This is a genomic window from Flavobacterium macacae (assembly GCF_003865365.1).
GTDB lineage: Bacteria > Bacteroidota > Bacteroidia > Flavobacteriales > Flavobacteriaceae > Flavobacterium > Flavobacterium macacae.
The window spans coordinates 34,777-52,231 of record NZ_RQVR01000001.1; the positions used below are offsets into that span (position 1 = coordinate 34,777).

Annotated in this window: 14 protein-coding genes; 11 read left to right on the plus strand and 3 right to left on the minus strand. The window is 33.8% G+C overall.

The genetic code is table 11. The features are described 5' to 3' along the window. The first annotated feature begins 102 nt into the window (after positions 1–102). The 11 genes from EG849_RS00175 (at position 103) to EG849_RS00225 (ending at position 13,713) form a co-directional block, all read left to right on the plus strand. Positions 103–1,029 carry a bifunctional riboflavin kinase/FAD synthetase gene (locus EG849_RS00175; protein ID WP_125011064.1) on the plus strand — a complete coding sequence of 309 codons (927 nt, stop codon included), beginning with the start codon at positions 103–105 and terminating at the stop codon, positions 1,027–1,029. Continuing rightward, positions 1,026–2,342, plus strand: coding sequence for an HTTM domain-containing protein (locus EG849_RS00180; RefSeq protein ID WP_125011065.1), 1,317 nt, complete (start codon positions 1,026–1,028; stop codon positions 2,340–2,342). Before EG849_RS00175 ends, EG849_RS00180 begins: the two co-directional genes overlap by 4 nt. A 183-nt stretch (positions 2,343–2,525) precedes the next feature. Further along, the gene (locus tag EG849_RS00185) at positions 2,526–2,978 is read left to right on the plus strand and encodes a hypothetical protein (protein ID WP_125011066.1); all 453 of its coding nucleotides are present in this window, start codon (positions 2,526–2,528) and stop codon (positions 2,976–2,978) included. A gap of 191 nt (positions 2,979–3,169) precedes the next feature. Next, on the plus strand, positions 3,170–4,834 hold the full coding sequence (locus EG849_RS00190) for a tetratricopeptide repeat protein (protein ID WP_125011067.1): 1,665 nt from the start codon (positions 3,170–3,172) through the stop codon (positions 4,832–4,834). A gap of 131 nt (positions 4,835–4,965) precedes the next feature. Then, positions 4,966–5,838, plus strand: a complete 873-nt coding sequence (locus EG849_RS00195) for a cupin-like domain-containing protein (protein ID WP_125011068.1) — start codon at positions 4,966–4,968, stop codon at positions 5,836–5,838. 421 nt (positions 5,839–6,259) lie between these two features. Beyond that, positions 6,260–6,739: a regulatory protein RecX gene (locus EG849_RS00200; RefSeq protein WP_125011069.1), complete on the plus strand. Its 480-nt coding sequence runs from the start codon at positions 6,260–6,262 to the stop codon at positions 6,737–6,739. A 300-nt stretch (positions 6,740–7,039) separates the two neighbouring features. After that, positions 7,040–11,089: a T9SS sorting signal type C domain-containing protein gene (locus EG849_RS00205; protein ID WP_125011070.1), complete on the plus strand. Its 4,050-nt coding sequence runs from the start codon at positions 7,040–7,042 to the stop codon at positions 11,087–11,089. Positions 11,090–11,474: 385 nt separating this feature from the next. Next, positions 11,475–12,554, plus strand: coding sequence for an AI-2E family transporter (locus EG849_RS00210; protein ID WP_125011071.1), 1,080 nt, complete (start codon positions 11,475–11,477; stop codon positions 12,552–12,554). A 233-nt stretch (positions 12,555–12,787) separates the two neighbouring features. After that, the gene (locus EG849_RS00215) at positions 12,788–13,303 is read left to right on the plus strand and encodes a DUF2975 domain-containing protein (protein WP_125011072.1); all 516 of its coding nucleotides are present in this window, start codon (positions 12,788–12,790) and stop codon (positions 13,301–13,303) included. Between the two features lie 2 nt (positions 13,304–13,305). Next, entirely contained in the window at positions 13,306–13,512 is a 207-nt protein-coding gene (locus EG849_RS00220) for a helix-turn-helix domain-containing protein (RefSeq protein ID WP_125011073.1), read from the plus strand. 15 nt (positions 13,513–13,527) lie between these two features. Beyond that, positions 13,528–13,713 carry a GldL-related protein gene (locus tag EG849_RS00225; RefSeq protein ID WP_125011074.1) on the plus strand — a complete coding sequence of 62 codons (186 nt, stop codon included), beginning with the start codon at positions 13,528–13,530 and terminating at the stop codon, positions 13,711–13,713. A gap of 79 nt (positions 13,714–13,792) precedes the next feature. Here the strand turns inward: EG849_RS00225 and EG849_RS00230 are convergent, their stop codons facing one another. The 3 genes from EG849_RS00230 to EG849_RS00240 all read right to left on the minus strand — a co-directional run bounded on the left by EG849_RS00230 (position 13,793) and on the right by EG849_RS00240 (position 17,442). Next, complete coding sequence (locus tag EG849_RS00230; RefSeq protein ID WP_125011075.1) at positions 13,793–14,074, minus strand: FoF1 ATP synthase subunit delta/epsilon; 282 nt, start codon at positions 14,072–14,074, stop codon at positions 13,793–13,795. Between the two features lie 84 nt (positions 14,075–14,158). Next, positions 14,159–15,670 carry a F0F1 ATP synthase subunit beta gene (gene atpD / locus EG849_RS00235; protein ID WP_125011076.1) on the minus strand — a complete coding sequence of 504 codons (1,512 nt, stop codon included), beginning with the start codon at positions 15,668–15,670 and terminating at the stop codon, positions 14,159–14,161. A 221-nt stretch (positions 15,671–15,891) separates the two neighbouring features. After that, the gene (locus EG849_RS00240) at positions 15,892–17,442 is read right to left on the minus strand and encodes an SGNH/GDSL hydrolase family protein (RefSeq protein ID WP_125011077.1); all 1,551 of its coding nucleotides are present in this window, start codon (positions 17,440–17,442) and stop codon (positions 15,892–15,894) included. Between the last annotated feature and the right edge of the window lie 13 nt (positions 17,443–17,455).

Here is a 17,455-nt window from a genome sequence, read left to right on the forward strand (position 1 = left end):
ATCTAAACAAATTAACAATTTTAACCTCAAAAAAATAAAATAGGCAACTGTTTCATATCTTACTTTGATACCATAAATTTGTAAAAAGATAATCCCTGCATTTTGAATATTTTTAATAAGATACAAGATTTTAAATCTAACAGTCCCACCACAGTTACTTTAGGTACTTTTGATGGTGTGCATTTGGGCCACAAAAAAATAATTGAAAGGCTGACGCAACATTCTCCAGAAAAGCATCAAAGCCTTGTGCTTACTTTTTTTCCACATCCAAGAATGGTGCTTCAAGAAAAATCAGATATCAAACTTTTAAATACCATTCAGGAAAAAGCCGATTTGCTTGAAAAAGCGGGCTTACAAAATCTTATCATCCATCCTTTTGATCAAAGTTTTTCGCAATTGTCAGCGGAAGAATTTGTAAAAACAATTCTGGTTGATCAATTTAATGTTGGTAAAATAATTATTGGTCACGACCATCGTTTTGGAAAAAATCGTTCCGCTGATATTCATGATCTGATTGCTTTTGGCCAAAAATATCATTTCGACGTAGAACAAATTTCTGCCGAAGAAATTGATGAAGTATCAATTTCTTCTACAAAAATTAGAAACGCACTTTATGACGGAAATATCCATCTGGCTAACGAATATTTAGGTTACAATTATTTCTTGACAGGAATTGTAGTCAAAGGAAAACAATTGGGAAGAACCATTGGGTTTCCCACAGCCAATTTAAAAATCGAAGAAGAGTACAAGCTGATTCCTCAAAACGGAGTTTATGTAGTAAAAAGCACTATTGATCAAAAAGAAGTCTTTGGGATGATGAACATTGGAACCAACCCCACAGTTGGCGGTCAATTTCAAACTATCGAAACTAATTTTTTAGATTTTTCTGGAGATCTATATGACAAAGAATTAAAGATTGAATTGTTATACCGAATTCGTTCTGAAGAGAAATTTACGTCGATAGAAGCCCTAAAAAAACAGATTTCAAAAGATAAAATGAAAACCCAAGATTATATCAACGGAAAATGAAAAAACTCTTTCAGCCCATTGACAACGCTCCTTTAATCATTTTTAGAATTTTTTTCGGATTTCTTTTAGCCGCTGAAACTTTTGGAGCAATCTTAACGGGTTGGGTAAAAGAAAACTTCATAAAACCAGAATTTACTTTCAGCCACATTGGCATGGAATGGTTGCAACCGCTTCCTGGAAACGGAATGTATTTCTATTTTGCCACTATGGGAATTTTAGGGATTTTGGTTATGATTGGTTACAAATACCGACTGACTCTCTCTGCTTTCACGATCTTGTGGACGTTGACCTATTGGATGCAAAAAACATCTTACAACAATCATTATTACATGCTGATTTTGGTTTGTTTGATTATGATTTTTCTTCCGGCAAATCGGTATGCTTCTGTAGATGTAAAGCAAAATCCAGAAATCAAAAGTTGGAGTATGCCGCAGTGGTGTTCCTGGGTAATGATTCTTCAAATTGCAATTGTTTATCTCTTTGCAACATTATCTAAATTTTATCCCGATTGGCTTGATGGCACTTTTACAAAAAATCTTTTGGCAAACAAGTCGCCTTTTCCTTTTGTTCAAGATATATTTAACCAAAAGTGGTTTTACCTTTTTATTGCCTATTCAGGAATTGCTTTTGACCTGTTAATTGTTCCCCTGTTACTCTGGAAAAAAACTCGAACTTTCGCTTTTATTGCTTCTTTGATTTTTCATTTGTTCAATGCAGTTACACTTCAAATCGGAATTTTTCCTTTTTTCGCCTTAAGTTTTGCGGTTTTCTTTTATCCGCCCGAAAAAATACGCTCCATTTTCTTCAAGAAAAAAGCGGTTTTAGATTTCGATAATCTTCCATCGGACAAAAATAAATCAATATTACTTTACTTTTTTCTGCCTTATTTTATCTTACAGATACTTTTGCCGATCAGACATTGGTTTATTAAAGGTGACGTACTTTGGACGGAAGAAGGACATCGATTGAGCTGGAGAATGATGCTTCGTTCAAGATCTGGATATACTGTTTTTAAAATTGTTGATAAACAATCAGGCCAAGAGATCCGTTACAATGTGCGATCGAAACTTACCGAAAAGCAATTCAACATGGTTTCTGACAAACCCGATGCAATTTGGCAATTTGCACAACGAATTAAAAAAGAATTTGCGTCTCAGGGAAAAGACGTCAGCATTTTTGCAGATACACATGTTTCAATTAATGGTAAAAAACTAAAACAATTCATTGATCCAAAAGTTGATTTAGCATCGGCTGATTGGAATTATTTTTCTCACAATGATTGGATTTTGCTTTATGATGATAAGGAAAAATAATCAAAATTTGATTCGTTTATTCTTAATCAGAAAACCCTTGTTTATTAAATTTTTATTAAAAAATACTTATTCCATAATTGATTATTAAGATATCAGATAATATTTTGTAATTTTAGGATACTAACCAACGTAATTTTAAAAGCATTACCATCTTTTAAATTACAAAACTAACAAACTAAAATTATGAAATTCTCCAGACTCTTAATTAATGGACTTATTATTTTTATAGGCATTGCAGTATACTTTTTACTGATTGAAGCATTAGGACTACAAGATCAAATTTATTTAAGATTAGTAAATTTCGTCTTTGTAATTTATGGTGTAAATCGAACAATTAAGTCAAATGTTCATGACGGAATCAGAGGCTACGTTAAAAATATTTTAGCTGGATTTATTACCGCAATGGTTGGATTGATTGTAGGCTTGATCGCGTTTATGATTTACATTGAATATAAAGGAGGAAATACTTATTTAGAAACTTTTGCTGATAGTTATATTTTTGGAGGAGGATCACCCTCATTGTACCAATTTTGTTTTGGATTATTTGTTGAAGGAGCCGCATCATCAATGATTGTTTCATTTGCAATGATGCAGTATTGGAAAAATAAAGTCGAAAATATAAATGAGGCAGACTAATCCTCAGCCTCTCTCACACAAAAAGGATCTCATTAATTTGAGATCCTTTTTTATTGGTGTAAAATAAAATTCAAAAAATAATAGTCTGATTATTAAAACACTATAACTTTTATTAAAAATAAACTCTTTTTTCACGCAACCAATTTTGATATGGTTATTCTTATATTTAAATTCTAAAAAATTTACCTCAAATGCCGAATATTACATTTCACACCAAGCATATTTTTTCAGCACTCTTGCTATTTCTTGTTTTCGGCATACAAGCATTTTCAAAAGACATCAAACAGTGTGATTTGTTAATTCAGAACGGCATCGATGCTATGTGGGAAAAAGATCATGTAAAATCATTAGAACTTTTAACCGAAGCCAGAACATTAGCCGAAAAAAATCACTGGTATAAGCAATTATTTCTAGCCACTAACAACATTGGCGCCAACTATTACAATCTTTTAGATTATGGTGAAGCCTTAAATTATTACCTAGAAAGTTATACGATTGCGGTTAAACATCTCGAACCAAAATATGAAATGATTGTTTTAAATAACATTGCTATTCTATATTCAAAAAAGAAAGATTTTGAAAAGGCAAATGAATATTTCAAGAAAGCTTATGATATTGCAGTAGAAAATAAAGACGAGGTAAAAATAGGACTGTATGCAATGAATTTAGGAAATGTTGCTAATGAAACTAATAACTTAAAAAAAGCTCGAGATTATTTTAATGAGTCGCTTCCTTTATTGAAATCGAATCCGCAGTTTGAGATTTTAGCTAAAATGGCAATTGCCGAAAATGATTTGCTTCAAAAAAATTATAATCAAGCTCAAGTAACAGCAGAAACACTCTTAAAAACTACAAAAGATTTAAACTATCATGACATTGGTATTTCACTTTTAATGATTCTTTCAAAAAGTAATTTTGAACAAAACAATCTTGATTTGGCATCAGATTATGCTCAAAAAATATTTGCACGAAAGCCTAATTTAGAAACAAAAGTGGCTGTTTTTAAGTTGCTTTCTGATATAAATCAAAAAAAAATGCATTTTGATTTAGCCCTACAATTTAAAGACTCCATAATCAAAGCTGAAAGGGAACTTAATGAAATTAATAACGGACGTGCTTTTGAAAACAATCGCGTAAAATTTGAAATTGAAAATTATAAAAAAGAAATTGCTTTAAACGAGGCCCAGCTTTCAAACGAAAGAAAAATATTTTATTCTGTACTCGCCATCATCATAATCGTTGTCTTTTTCGTCATTTTAACACTGAGAAACCTATCTGTCAAACACAAACAGAAAAAGTTAATCGCAGAACGAAACGAGCAGATTATTTCTTTAGAACTAGAAAAAAAAAAAAGCGACAATCTTCTTTTAGAAAAAATGATCTCTGAAAAAGAGACTGCCTCTTTGCTGGAACACGAAAAATTGAAAAATGAAATCGAGCAAAAAAACAGAAAACTATCTGCAAAAGCACTTTACCTTTCTGGTAGAAATGAACTGATTGAAGAAACCTTACAATCTCTTTCAAAACTACCCGAAATTTCAAATAACAATTTGCTGACCAATCACATTCAAACTTTAAAAAGTCACTTAAAAACAGATGCAGAGTGGGATAGTTTTATAACACACTTTGAAGAGGTGAATCAAACTTTTTTAAACAATTTAAAAACCAAACATCCAAAATTAAATGCCAATGATATTCGGTTCATCACTTACATTTATATGAACCTTAGCACAAAAGAAATTTCCTCAATGTTGAACATTACTGCCGAAGCTTGTCGAAAAAGAAAAGAGCGAATCGCCAATCGAATGGAATTATCTTCTGAAATTCCGCTTTATGACTATCTTTCTACGCTTTAATCTTCAATTTGTTTCAGTAATTAATATGGCAAAAATTTAAGATTTCACGCTTTACAATTAGGTAATCCTTTAGTAACTTTGTTATAAACCGACCAAAAAAAAAGGATTATTATCTCAAACCACCTATCTGCATGCCATTACATTTAACTGAAATTGAGCGCGTTAGAACTATTTCAAAAGAAGACTTCTATTCTAATTATGTCAAGAAGCAAAAACCGTTAGTAATCGAAAAACTTACGGAAGATTGGCCTGCTTATGAAAAGTGGAAATTAAACTATATTAAAGATATTGCAGGCGACAAAATCGTTCCGCTTTATGATGACAGACCTGTGACGCACAAAGACGGTTTTAATCAGGCTCACGCCAAAATGAAGATGTCGGAATACATCGACATGCTTCAGTCAAAACCCACAAATTACAGGATTTTTTTATACAATTTGATGAACGAAGTTCCATCTCTTCGAAATGATTTCAAGTGGCCCGACATTGGATTGCGTTTGGTCAGACAGTTGCCGATGTTGTTTTTTGGAGGAGAGAATTCAAAAGTTTTCATTCATTATGACATTGATTATTCCAATATCTTACATTTTCATTTTCACGGAAAAAAGCAGTGCATCCTTTTTGCTCCAGATCAAACTCCTTTTCTTTATAAAGTTCCTCACGCCTTGATATCAAGAGAAGACATCGATTTTGACAATCCTGATTTTGAAAAATGGCCGGCTTTAAAACAAGCAAAAGGACTAATCGCAAATTTGAATCACGGCGAAATGTTATACATGCCTGAAGGATATTGGCATTATATGAAATATTTGACACCTGGATTTTCAATGAGCTTGCGCGCGTTTCCTAGGAAAATTTCAAACTTAGGCAAAGCAGTTTATAACATTATGATTATGCGTCATTTTGATACTTTAATGCGAAAATGGAAAGGGCAAACTTGGATCGATTATAAAAACGAACAGGCCGTTATCAGAACACATAAAAACTTACATATTAAATCATAAAAAAATCCCAGCGCTAACTGGGATTCTTTGTTTAGTTGTAAAATTATTTTCTTCTACTTTGGCTCCGTTTTCTAATTGGACTTTGACGATTAAAGCTTGTTGACTTAATGAATATTTTACCTTTCACAATACTACCAAAAAGTAATTTTCTTTCCATCTTCCCCAATTTTTATGCGCACATTTAAAAAAATTGGGGCATTATTATAATTCAATCAATACGTTGAAATCAATCAGTTCTAGAAATAAAATTGAAAAGAGATTTCAAAAAGAAAAATATATGTTAATCAGATTCCGTTTGTTAACAACACAAATAATTGTAAAACAGCAAATTTTACGTTGAAATATATTAGTCTTGTGAAATCTTAACTGTTTTTCTTAAAATGGGTTCGAATTTTTTATTTTTACAAAATATTCAAACTTGATGCAACAAAATAAATCAGACAAAACTTTTACTTTTGACGAAATTCTTCGCAAAGCAGAAAGCTATTGTGTCTATCAAGAAAGATGTCACACCGAAGTAATTCTAAAGCTGAAAACTTTTTCTTCATCAGAAACCGTGATTGACAATGCAGTGGTGCATTTGATTGAGCATAACTTTTTAAATGAAGAACGTTTTGCTTGCAGTTACGCCCGCGGAAAACACCGAATCAAGCATTGGGGAAGAATCAGAATTGTTAGAGAATTAAAAGCGCGTTCAATTTCTAAGTACAATATTGACAAAGCTTTAAAAGAGATCGATCCCGAAGAATATACTACAAACTTTAACAATCTGTCAGAAAGAATTTGGGAATCGATTACAGAACCAAATAGTCAAAAAAAGAAAAAGAAATTTTGCGATTACTTGCTTCGCAAAGGATTTGAAACTTCATTGATTTATGAAAAATTACAAGATCTAACTTAAATCTACCTACTCTTTTTTGTTTTTCCTTCCTTCAGATTAGTCCCGGCTTTTCTATCCTAAATCGATTGCTGTTTATACAAACAGCTAGATCTATTAAAACCTTGGTTTTAACATAAAACGCACTTAAGAATAAAACAAATCTTACAATTTTAACTACAACGTTTTCGTGAAAAAGTGCACTTCACCAATAAATATTCTCACCTTATCGAAAAGTCCTAAAATAGACAATCCAAAGTGGGATTTGATCTCGTACCTCAATATACATTTGCAGTACCCAAAAACAAAATACCACATTAACCTATGAAAAATTTTACATTACTTTTTGTATTATTATTGCCTTTTTTCGGATTTTCTCAAGTTGAACTTGTAAAATGGAATTCATCCGATTTTACACCATCAACCACAGCTGATTTTGTTACCGGATATGCAATCGATGCTCCTAATGTTTCTTTACAAGCAAATAATTATGGAATTAATGATACTTTTTTCCATATATCAGGCTGGCCATCAAATAACACAGCATCTGAAACTCGTTACATCCAGTTTAGAGCAAATTCTGACAATGGTTTCAAAATAAAAGCAACTAGTTTTAACTTTAAAGCTAAAACAACTTCTGCGCCAATGAAATTAAAAGTCATTGCAGCAAAAAATGCTAATTTTAATAACCCTATTGAGATTTTAAGCGAAACAAATGTAACTGGCTCTTATGTAAACTATACTGCATCTTTCCCAGCGAACTACTCAAGTAATACTAATGGAAATATTTTTATTAGAATTTATGTTTACGGAACTAATAATAGTCTATTAATTAATTATGATAATAGTTTAACTACAGGACCAGTTTTAAAAGGAAGTTTAACTACAGAAGAAGTTTATGCTGTAAACGACATTGTTAACATTGATAAAAACACTTCTTCATCTATCAATGTTCTTGCAAATGATTATCCTGGAACAGGAAGTTTTACAAGCGTTAGCAATCTAACTACGCCAACAAATGCTGCAGGCACCGTTACAGTTAATGCAAATAACACAATTCAATTTGTACCTGCAACTGGTTTTACTGGTTCAAGTACTTTTAATTATAAAGTAACAAATAGCACAGGAAGCAGCGCTATTGCGACTGTAACTGTTAATGTATCTGAACCGGCATTAGCAGAATGGAATCTATCTTCAAATAGTAATGTTACTTTTCAACAATCATATGTAAGTGCTACAAATTTATCATTTACTCAATTTGGAGCAAACTATAGCTCTTTAGGAATGGCTATTTCACATACTGAAGACCCTAGCTTTCAACACTACAGAGCTTTTGATTTAAAAATAAAACCAACTGCAGGTTCTGTTTTAAATATTACAAATTTAGTTTTTGAACAAGAGCGTTTAGCTGCAAATTCTGCAATTGGAGCTTCAAATTATCAAATAAAATATAAAATTGTAACAGGTAATTTTAATGAAACTACTTACTCTTTTTTCAATACAGCAACTGTTTTAATAAACGACGAATCAGTAGCTTCTAATCCAATTAAAAACATTCCTTTTAACGTTTCTGTAAATGAAAATCAAACATTAGTAGTTCGTTTTTATGCAAGAGGAGGAAATGATTATAATTTTAATGGATGGAGAATTAAAACAAATACTTTAAAATTAAGAGGAACAGCAACTACACCTTGTGTTCCACCGGCAAACACTCAAGAATTTGGAATCAACGAATGGAATGGTTATATTTATACGTATGCTGATAACAATACCATTCCAAACTTTAACTCAGCTACTTTCATTGGTACACTAAAAGAAAATGATTCTTTCGAAAGAAATGTAGGCGCAGGTACCGTAAATGGAAGGGAAACTTCATTAAATATCCCAAGTTGTATTGCAGCACCGTCTAACCTTTTTATGGTGCGTTATAAAATGAAACTTGCAATTACTGATCCGGGTATTTACAATTTCACAATTAGTGGTGATGACGCCTATAGATTGACTGTTGACAATGACTTAATTATCGATAGTTGGTCAGACAATAGTTCTACTGTAGCTAATTTAAAAAACCTTTCTGTAGGTAATCACGAGTTGATACTAGAATATTATGAAAAATATGGAAACTCAAGCATTCAGTTTACTTACGGAAAAATAAAAATTCCAGGAAGTCAAGCTATCACATTACCTTTTGGAGTTAACGAAACAAATCTTCCTTTTGGAATTAATGAATGGAAAGTATATGGTTTCAGTACACAAAGTCAGCCAAACGATGTTTTTACATTAGATCAAAAATCGTACGCAGGGTATTACACACAAACTGATATGGCTCCAAATACAGAATCAGTTTGGAACAAAAACAATGCTCCTTCAACAATTACAATTCCAAACGTATGGAATGGTGCACCAACACACAGAGACAATTTTACAATTTCTTACAGAAGGCAAGGTTTCAAATGTGGAACTTATATTTTAAAAATGGAAAATTGGGATGATGCAGTAGCGATTTATTTAAATGACAATCCAGTAGCAGCTTGGAAAGCCAATAATTATAGCGGTGGAGTTGTAGATGCAGCAAAAATTGTAGCGACTTTAAACCTAAATGCTTCTTCAAAAATTGAAATTAAATTAAAAGACAGAGGATCTGCAGGATATTTTAATATGTCAATTACAGAAGCTCCAGTGGTTTACACGGGTCAAAGCATTTCTGACAGCGCTAACACATCAATTAAAATTGATTCTGACATTCAAATTACAACTAAGCTTGATGTATGTTCATGTACAGTTGCAGATGGAAAAAAATTAACTATCAAACCTGATGCTATCTTAAATGTTACTGAAAACATTACAGTTATTGGTGAAGGAAAAATCATCGTTGAAAACAATGGTTCATTAGTTCAAATCAATGATGACGCTACCTATACCGGAAACAATAAATCATTCTTATTAAACAGAACAACAACGCCTGTTTCAAGATTTGATTATACTTACTGGTCATCTCCATTGAAAACAACATCTGACTTTTTAGTAGGAAGAGATCAAACAAATTCAAACAGAAAAGGTTTATCACCAACAACTTATTTTGACAAATATTACAGTTTTAATGGAGGTACTCAGGCTTGGAGCGTTATTCAATATGGTACAGAAGTAATGGTTCCTGCAAAAGGATATATCGTGAGAGCTCCCCAAGAGTTTGCAATCACAAATAATCCATCAGCAACTTTTACAGCTAAATTTGAGGGAGTTCCAAATAATGGTATTATTACTTTACCTTTAGTTATTGGGACTAATGGAAAATCAAACTTAATCGGAAATCCTTATCCATCTGCAATTGATGCTTATAAATTTATAGATGAAAATGCAGGTTTGATGGACGGAACCTTTTATTTCTGGACGCACAATATCGCTCTTAGTTCAACTCCTGACGCAAACGGAATTTTACAATACAACCCAGCAAGCTACATTTCTTTAAACAAAACCGGGTCTACTTCGAATGGAAAAAACTCACCAAAAGCTTCAAGAAATATTGCAGCTGGACAAGGTTTCTTCATCAATTCAACAAATGCGGGAGCGATCACATTTAATAATTCAATGAGGGTAACAAATAAAGATTCAAATTCAAGCTTTTTTAGAATGGCTAATACCACACAAAGCTCTGAAGAAACAAATGAGGAAATTGATGAAGCTGAAGAAACAACAGTAGAAGCAAACAGAGTTTGTTTAAACATCTCAAACGCTGCTGGCGCTTACAATGAAACATTGATCGGATATGTTTCAGGAGCAACAAACAATTTAGAAGATGCTTACGACGGAATCACTTATGCTTCTGGAACAGCAATTTACACGCTTCAATCTAATAAAAAATTAGTAATCCAAGGAAGAGCTTTGCCTTTCGTAAATACTGACGTAGTTCCTTTAGGATTCATGGCTGCAACAGCTGGTGAATACACAATTGCAATTGAAAGTTTTGATGGTTTGTTTGAAGATCAAAAAGTATTTTTAGTGGACAGAACTGACAATTCAATCCACAATCTTAAAAACGAAAGCTACACTTTCACAAGTCAGGCTGGAACTTTTGATTCAAGATTTGAAATTCGTTATGTCAACGATAGCACACTTGGAACTGACAATCCAATAATCACTCAAAACGACGTTGTGGTTTTCAAATCAGCAAACCAAATCTCTGTAAGAGCAAACAACCTTACAATTGACAATGTTCAAGTGTATGACATCACTGGAAAATTAATTACGTCAGCAAAAAACATCAACGACAGCACATTCACAACATCTGGATTAAACGTTGCAACGCAAGTTTTGATCGTAAAAGTTACTTTAGATGACAACCAGACGATATCTAAAAAAGTAATAATGAATTAATGCAAGTGAATAATCCCCCGAGAGATCTCGTAAGCAATTTTGTTTACGGGATTTTTTTTTGCGCGAAAGTTCAGACTTTTTCAATTTTCCATATTCCCGCTTCTGTTCCCATTTTTTTGAGCCGAATAAAAATAGGCACAAAAAGAATTCCACGCCATCGGGGCTGTTTGAGAAAGTTTAGACATCCTTGTTATCTTTCAAAACCTTTTGTCCACAAAAATAAGTATCAAAACTCTAAAAGTACTAGAGGTTAAAAATCAACATTTTTTGAAATTTAAATCAAAAGCGGATATTTTGTAAGATTTTAATAAAATTTTTAGACTGAAAGGGAATTATAATCGCTAAATTTATATTTAAAATAACCCTTTTCTAACACAAAATTAAAATGGTCACCACAAAATTCCCACCTTATGCCAAGGCAGTTTTCCTATCACTGTTAATCATAATTATCATCTTTTTTATGATTATGGCTAAAGCCATTTTAATTCCGCTATTAGTTTCTGGATATATTGCCATGCTGATGACCTCTTTTTGTAATCGTTTAGAGCGTTGGAAAATTCCCAGATCGTTAAGCGCTTTCATTGCCTTGTTATTAATTATTATCGCCACCTCAGGCATCATGTATTTCATATTTTCACAACTACAGTCGTTCACTGATGATGTCGAAATGAATATGGAAGAAAAAGTAAATGGATTTGCAATTAAAATAAACACTTGGGTAAACAACGTTATCAGCTATGATCTTGGAATGGGAAATGGATTCAAGATGGAAAAAATAATGGCTATGATTGAAAAAGGAGGCACAACCATGTCTGCCTTACTGTTCACCACAATCGGAACCATTTCAAATATTGTACTTCTTCCTGTTTTTATATTTTTCTTGTTGATTTACAGAGATCACTTGGCCATTTTTGTAACCAAAGTATTTGCAAAACAACGAAACCGAATTCTTTTAGAACATATAGTTTCCATCCGAAAAATTGTACACGCTTACATTGTCGGAGCCGGAAAAGTTATGATTATCCTCGGAATCGTAAACACAGTCGTCCTTTTTGCACTCGGTATAAAACACGCCATCTTTTTTGGTATGATCGCCGGATTATTAAATATCATTCCTTACGTTGGTCCGTTCTTAGGTGCAATAATGCCTTTCTTTTTTGCTTTGCTGACAAAAGACAGTTTATTTTACCCTTTTGCAGTGGTCGTTTCATTTACATTAATTCAATTTGCAGAAAGCAGTTTCTTAACACCTAAGATTACTGGCGCAAATGTAAACTTAAACGCATTCATTACCTTTTTAGGACTATTAATCGGTGGCGCAATTTGGGGTGTCGTTGGTATGGTTTTAATAATCCCAACGATTGCCATTCTCAAAAAACTTTTTGAGCTCAGTCCTGATACTGAACCTTACGCTTATCTTTTTGGAGAAGAAGATTCGAAATGGTTCAAGCGTCGAAAAACTTAAAAGTTGCTGTTTCTCATTAATTTCGCCTATAATTTTCTTCCTTAATTATTTTTTTTTACGGAATTTTATATTAAAAAATTCTGTGAAAAAATGCAGCATTGTGCTTACAAAGCAAGACAAATAAGTGCTTTTAAATTTCTTGATTTAAAAAATAAAATTATCGTTTTTTAATTTTTAATTATTGTTATTCGATAATTTTTATATATTTGTTCGACCTTAAACAAAACAAATCCATGAAAAAATTATACTTATTAAAAGCCCTTGTCGATTTACTCTGGTTCTTCACTGTATTGACAACAATAGCTATAGTGATTTTTACACCAATTGCACTCTTTGAAACATTCGACAAAACATCCTTAGAAGAGATGAGCGGTAAAGGCATTGTACCTTCAGATTTAACAACTAAGTTATTATTACTTGGTCTTGTTTTAGCTTACTTCTGTTTTGTTTACGGATTATTTTTATTTCGAAAAATATTAGCCCTTTTTTCAAAAAAACAAATATTCGACTCCGAAGTTATTGTAATGCTAAACAAAATAGGCATGGCTTTCATATCAGCATCAATTGTTGCATCGCTCGTGAAATTGGCATCACATATCTATGATGTCGAACGAATTGAATCAGCCATCGAAGGGGGCTTTTTTGACTCTTTCTTATTTACTGCCAGTTTAGGGTTATTCTTTATGGTTTTAAGCGAAGTATTTTCAATGGGAAAAAACATTAAAGAAGAAAATGAATTAACCATCTAATTATGCCAATAATTGTAAACCTTGATGTGATGTTAGCCAAGCGAAAAATGCGTTCAAATGAATTGGCAGAACGCATTGGTATGACTACAGCCAACCTTTCAATATTGAAAACAGGAAAAGCCAAAGCAGTTCGGTTTTCTACATTAGAAGCCATTTGTGAAATTCTGGAATGCCAACCTGGTGATATTATGGAATTTATTAAAGAATAATAAAAATTTAAAAAGATGAACAATAAAAAAATCTATATCTTTTTTATGATCGGAGCATTACTGATCATCATTGGCGCTATCATGAAAATTATGCATATCGAACACAGTGACTTTGTACTTGGAGCCGGATTAGGTCTTGAAGTAGGTGCAATCGCCTTCTTTTTAGGAAAATTATTAAGAGCCAAAAAAGAAGATTTATAAAACATTCGAAGAAATTGTCTCCACAAAAAAAGCCTAACAAATAAATGTTAGGCTTTTTTAATATTAGAATAAAATCGAATTAATCTACAAGGATATTGATTTTATTGTCGTTCATTTCTAAAGTTCCAGAATTGATTGACAAATGGTATTTTTTGTCACCACCAAGGAAAAATTTACCTTCCGCTTCTTTTGAAAATTCAAAGCTGTCAGCAGCAATCTTGATATCTCCTTTTGCAAGGATTGAAATAATTGCAGCGTGGTGGTTCAGCATTTGGAATTCTCCGTCAATTCCAGGAACGGTAACGGAAGTCACTTTTCCTGAGAACAATTTTGCTTCTGGCGATATAATTTCTAAATACATAATTTTTTGGGTTATGAATTATGAATTATGAGTTATAAGTAAGAGTAAAAACTCGTAACCCATAACTCACAACTTATAACTATATTAAGCTTCAGCTAACATTTTTTGACCTGCTTCGATGGCATCTTCGATAGTTCCTTTCAAGTTGAAAGCTGCTTCTGGAAGGTGATCTAATTCTCCGTCAATGATCATGTTGAATCCTTTGATCGTGTCTTTAATGTCAACCAAAACTCCAGGAATTCCTGTAAATTGCTCCGCTACGTGGAAAGGTTGAGATAAGAAACGTTGTACACGACGCGCTCTTGAAACAGATAATTTATCTTCTTCAGAAAGTTCTTCCATACCAAGAATCGCGATAATATCTTGCAATTGCTTGTATTTTTGAAGAATTTCTTTTACTCTTTGTGCACAGTCGTAATGCTCATCACCTAAGATTTGTGGTGTCAAGATTCTTGAAGTAGAATCCAATGGATCTACTGCAGGATAAATACCTAGCTCAGCGATTTTACGAGACAATACCGTTGTTGCATCTAAGTGGGCAAACGTTGTTGCCGGTGCTGGATCCGTTAAATCATCCGCAGGAACGTAAACCGCCTGTACAGATGTAATAGATCCTTTATTTGTTGATGTGATACGCTCTTGCATCGCACCCATTTCTGTTGCTAATGTTGGTTGGTAACCTACCGCAGATGGCATACGTCCTAAAAGTGCAGACACTTCAGAACCAGCTTGTGTAAAACGGAAGATATTGTCAACGAAGAAAAGAACGTCTTTTCCTTGGTCAGTTCCAGCTCCATCACGGAAATATTCAGCGATAGAAAGACCTGATAAAGCCACACGTGCTCTTGCTCCAGGTGGTTCGTTCATTTGACCGAAAACGAAAGTTGCTTTTGACTCTCTCATTCCTGGCATATCAACTTTAGATAAATCCCATCCTCCATTTTCCATAGAGTGCATGAATTCTTCTCCGTATTTGATAATTCCTGACTCTAACATCTCACGAAGCAAGTCATTTCCTTCACGTGTTCTTTCTCCTACTCCTGCGAATACAGAAAGACCACCGTGACCTTTTGCGATATTGTTGATCAACTCCTGAATCAATACTGTTTTACCAACTCCAGCACCACCAAATAATCCAATTTTTCCACCTTTTGCATAAGGCTCAATCAAATCGATTACTTTGATACCTGTGAATAAAACTTCAGAAGATGTAGATAAATCTTCGAATTTTGGTGCTTGACGGTGGATAGACAATCCGTTATCACCTGTTTTTGGCAATTCACCAAGACCATCGATAGCATCTCCGATTACGTTGAATAAACGACCGTAAACGTCTGGACCGATTGGCATCTTGATTGGATTTCCTGTTCCAACAACTTCATAACCTCTGCTTAAACCGTCAGTAGAGTCCATTGAGATTGTACGAACTGTGTTTTCTCCAATGTGAGATTGCACTTCAAGTACCAATAAAGTACCATCTTTTTTAGTGATTTCTAATGAATCATAAATTTTTGGAAGTTCGACATCTTGACCGTTGAAAACAACGTCCACTACTGGACCAATGATTTGAGCAACTTTTCCTATTACTTTTGACATTACTTATGTATTTATTAAATAGCTATTTAGGTTTGTGAAAAACACCTCTTTTTTCAGAGCGCAAAGATAGTTTTAAAAATGAAAAATTAATAATCTTTTGCGAAAAAAATATGAAAAAAATATAGAATTGTCGGTTTAAGAAGATTCCAACTGACAAAGCTATCGTCATCTCAAATAAAAAACCATCCGTTTGGGCGGATGGTTTAGGATCGAATTGATTCTTAATTTATGGTTTGGCCATATTGAACAGTATAGTTTCCGATATTCAATTCGGGAATTGATGAGCCGTAAGCTTCTTCTATGGCTTCTAAAAATTTATTTGCAATGTAGGCATATCCTCTTGGCGAAGGATGGATTCCGTCTAAAGAGAATGCGCCTCCTGTTATAAAGCTTGCTGAAATATGAATATTCCCATAACGAACTCCGCCATTAAGCAATTGATTCATAATCCCGTAGGTATCTACAAGAGCCAATCCATTTGCGTCTGCTGCGTTTTTAATTGTAACATTATAGGCATCTGTAGCTACTTTTATCTCGGCTACTTCCGTTCCTGTCAAGATTCTTTTATCTTCCATTGGATAGGTAACTCCCACAGTATTAAAAGGTGCCGGAACTCCTGCTTGGGGCGTTCCAATGACAGCCCTGCTGGTCAACAATACAAAATCTGTAAAGGAACCGTTTGCTAATTTTTTGGTATGCCTAGCCTGCCCATACAAACTTCCCATCAATCCTGCCTGTGCTTGCGAAACACCTCCGGCCATCAAAGCTCCTGTTATTTGGGTTGCATAATTAACCAAGGATTCATCTCTAATTAGTAAGGGATTTGCCGAACCGGCCGTTAAAGTCGCAATTCGATCTCCTTCACCCAAAGCCGTCAAAATTTGTTTTACTGGCCCAAGGAGCTGTGTATTCAACTGCGTTGCCGTTGCTTCATCTAGCGGAACTGGATTGTAAGGCACGGTTGTAAAAAATGGAAGCGTATTGATGTAAGGCAAATTAGCCACAACCCCTTTTCTGCCTCCTGCAGTTAATTGCGTAATCAATTGATTGTACGCAAATTCAAAAGTGGCAGGCGGTGTGATATCATTTCCTGAAATGGGATCTTGAGAAGTCGGAACACCTCCGTTGGTAGCATACCCTAACACGTCATTTCCACCAATCCACAACGAGAAAAATGTTGGGTTTTGAGCTAATGCATCCGCAAGTACGGATGTTGAAACACTGGACGCCATCCTCACAAAATAAGGGTTTGCAGATGCAGGCGAAGTAGCCAGTCCTGCTGGATTGCCATAACCAGGCGCAATCAGATGAAAGCTTTTAGCACCGGGAACCCCAAGATTACTGAAGGTTCCTGTCAAATGCTGAAAAACATCTGTAGTAGACGATTCTGGAATGGGAACAATGATTGGCGTTGTAGGATTTAAAAAACCTTGAAGGTAAACTCTTGGCCCAAATGAGGGATTTGGGTTTCCACCAAATAACAATCCTCCAACATTATCATTCATTAAAGGAAGTGTAAATTCTCCTCCTCCAACTAACATAAATTGTTGCGCCAAAAGATTTGGATATCCATTTTCTTGTCCTTTTTTAAACAGCGCATTGTCACTAAATCCTGCAGCGAAGGAATCTCCAAGTGCCACATATTTTGAAAAATCTGCGGTTCCTGCTGAAATAGGAACTTCCCCAACTCCATCTTCTGTATCATCATCAGAGCAACCAACTAGGGCGATGCTTAATGAAGCAAACAACAGCCATTTGAAATTTTTTATCATAATCTATATTTTT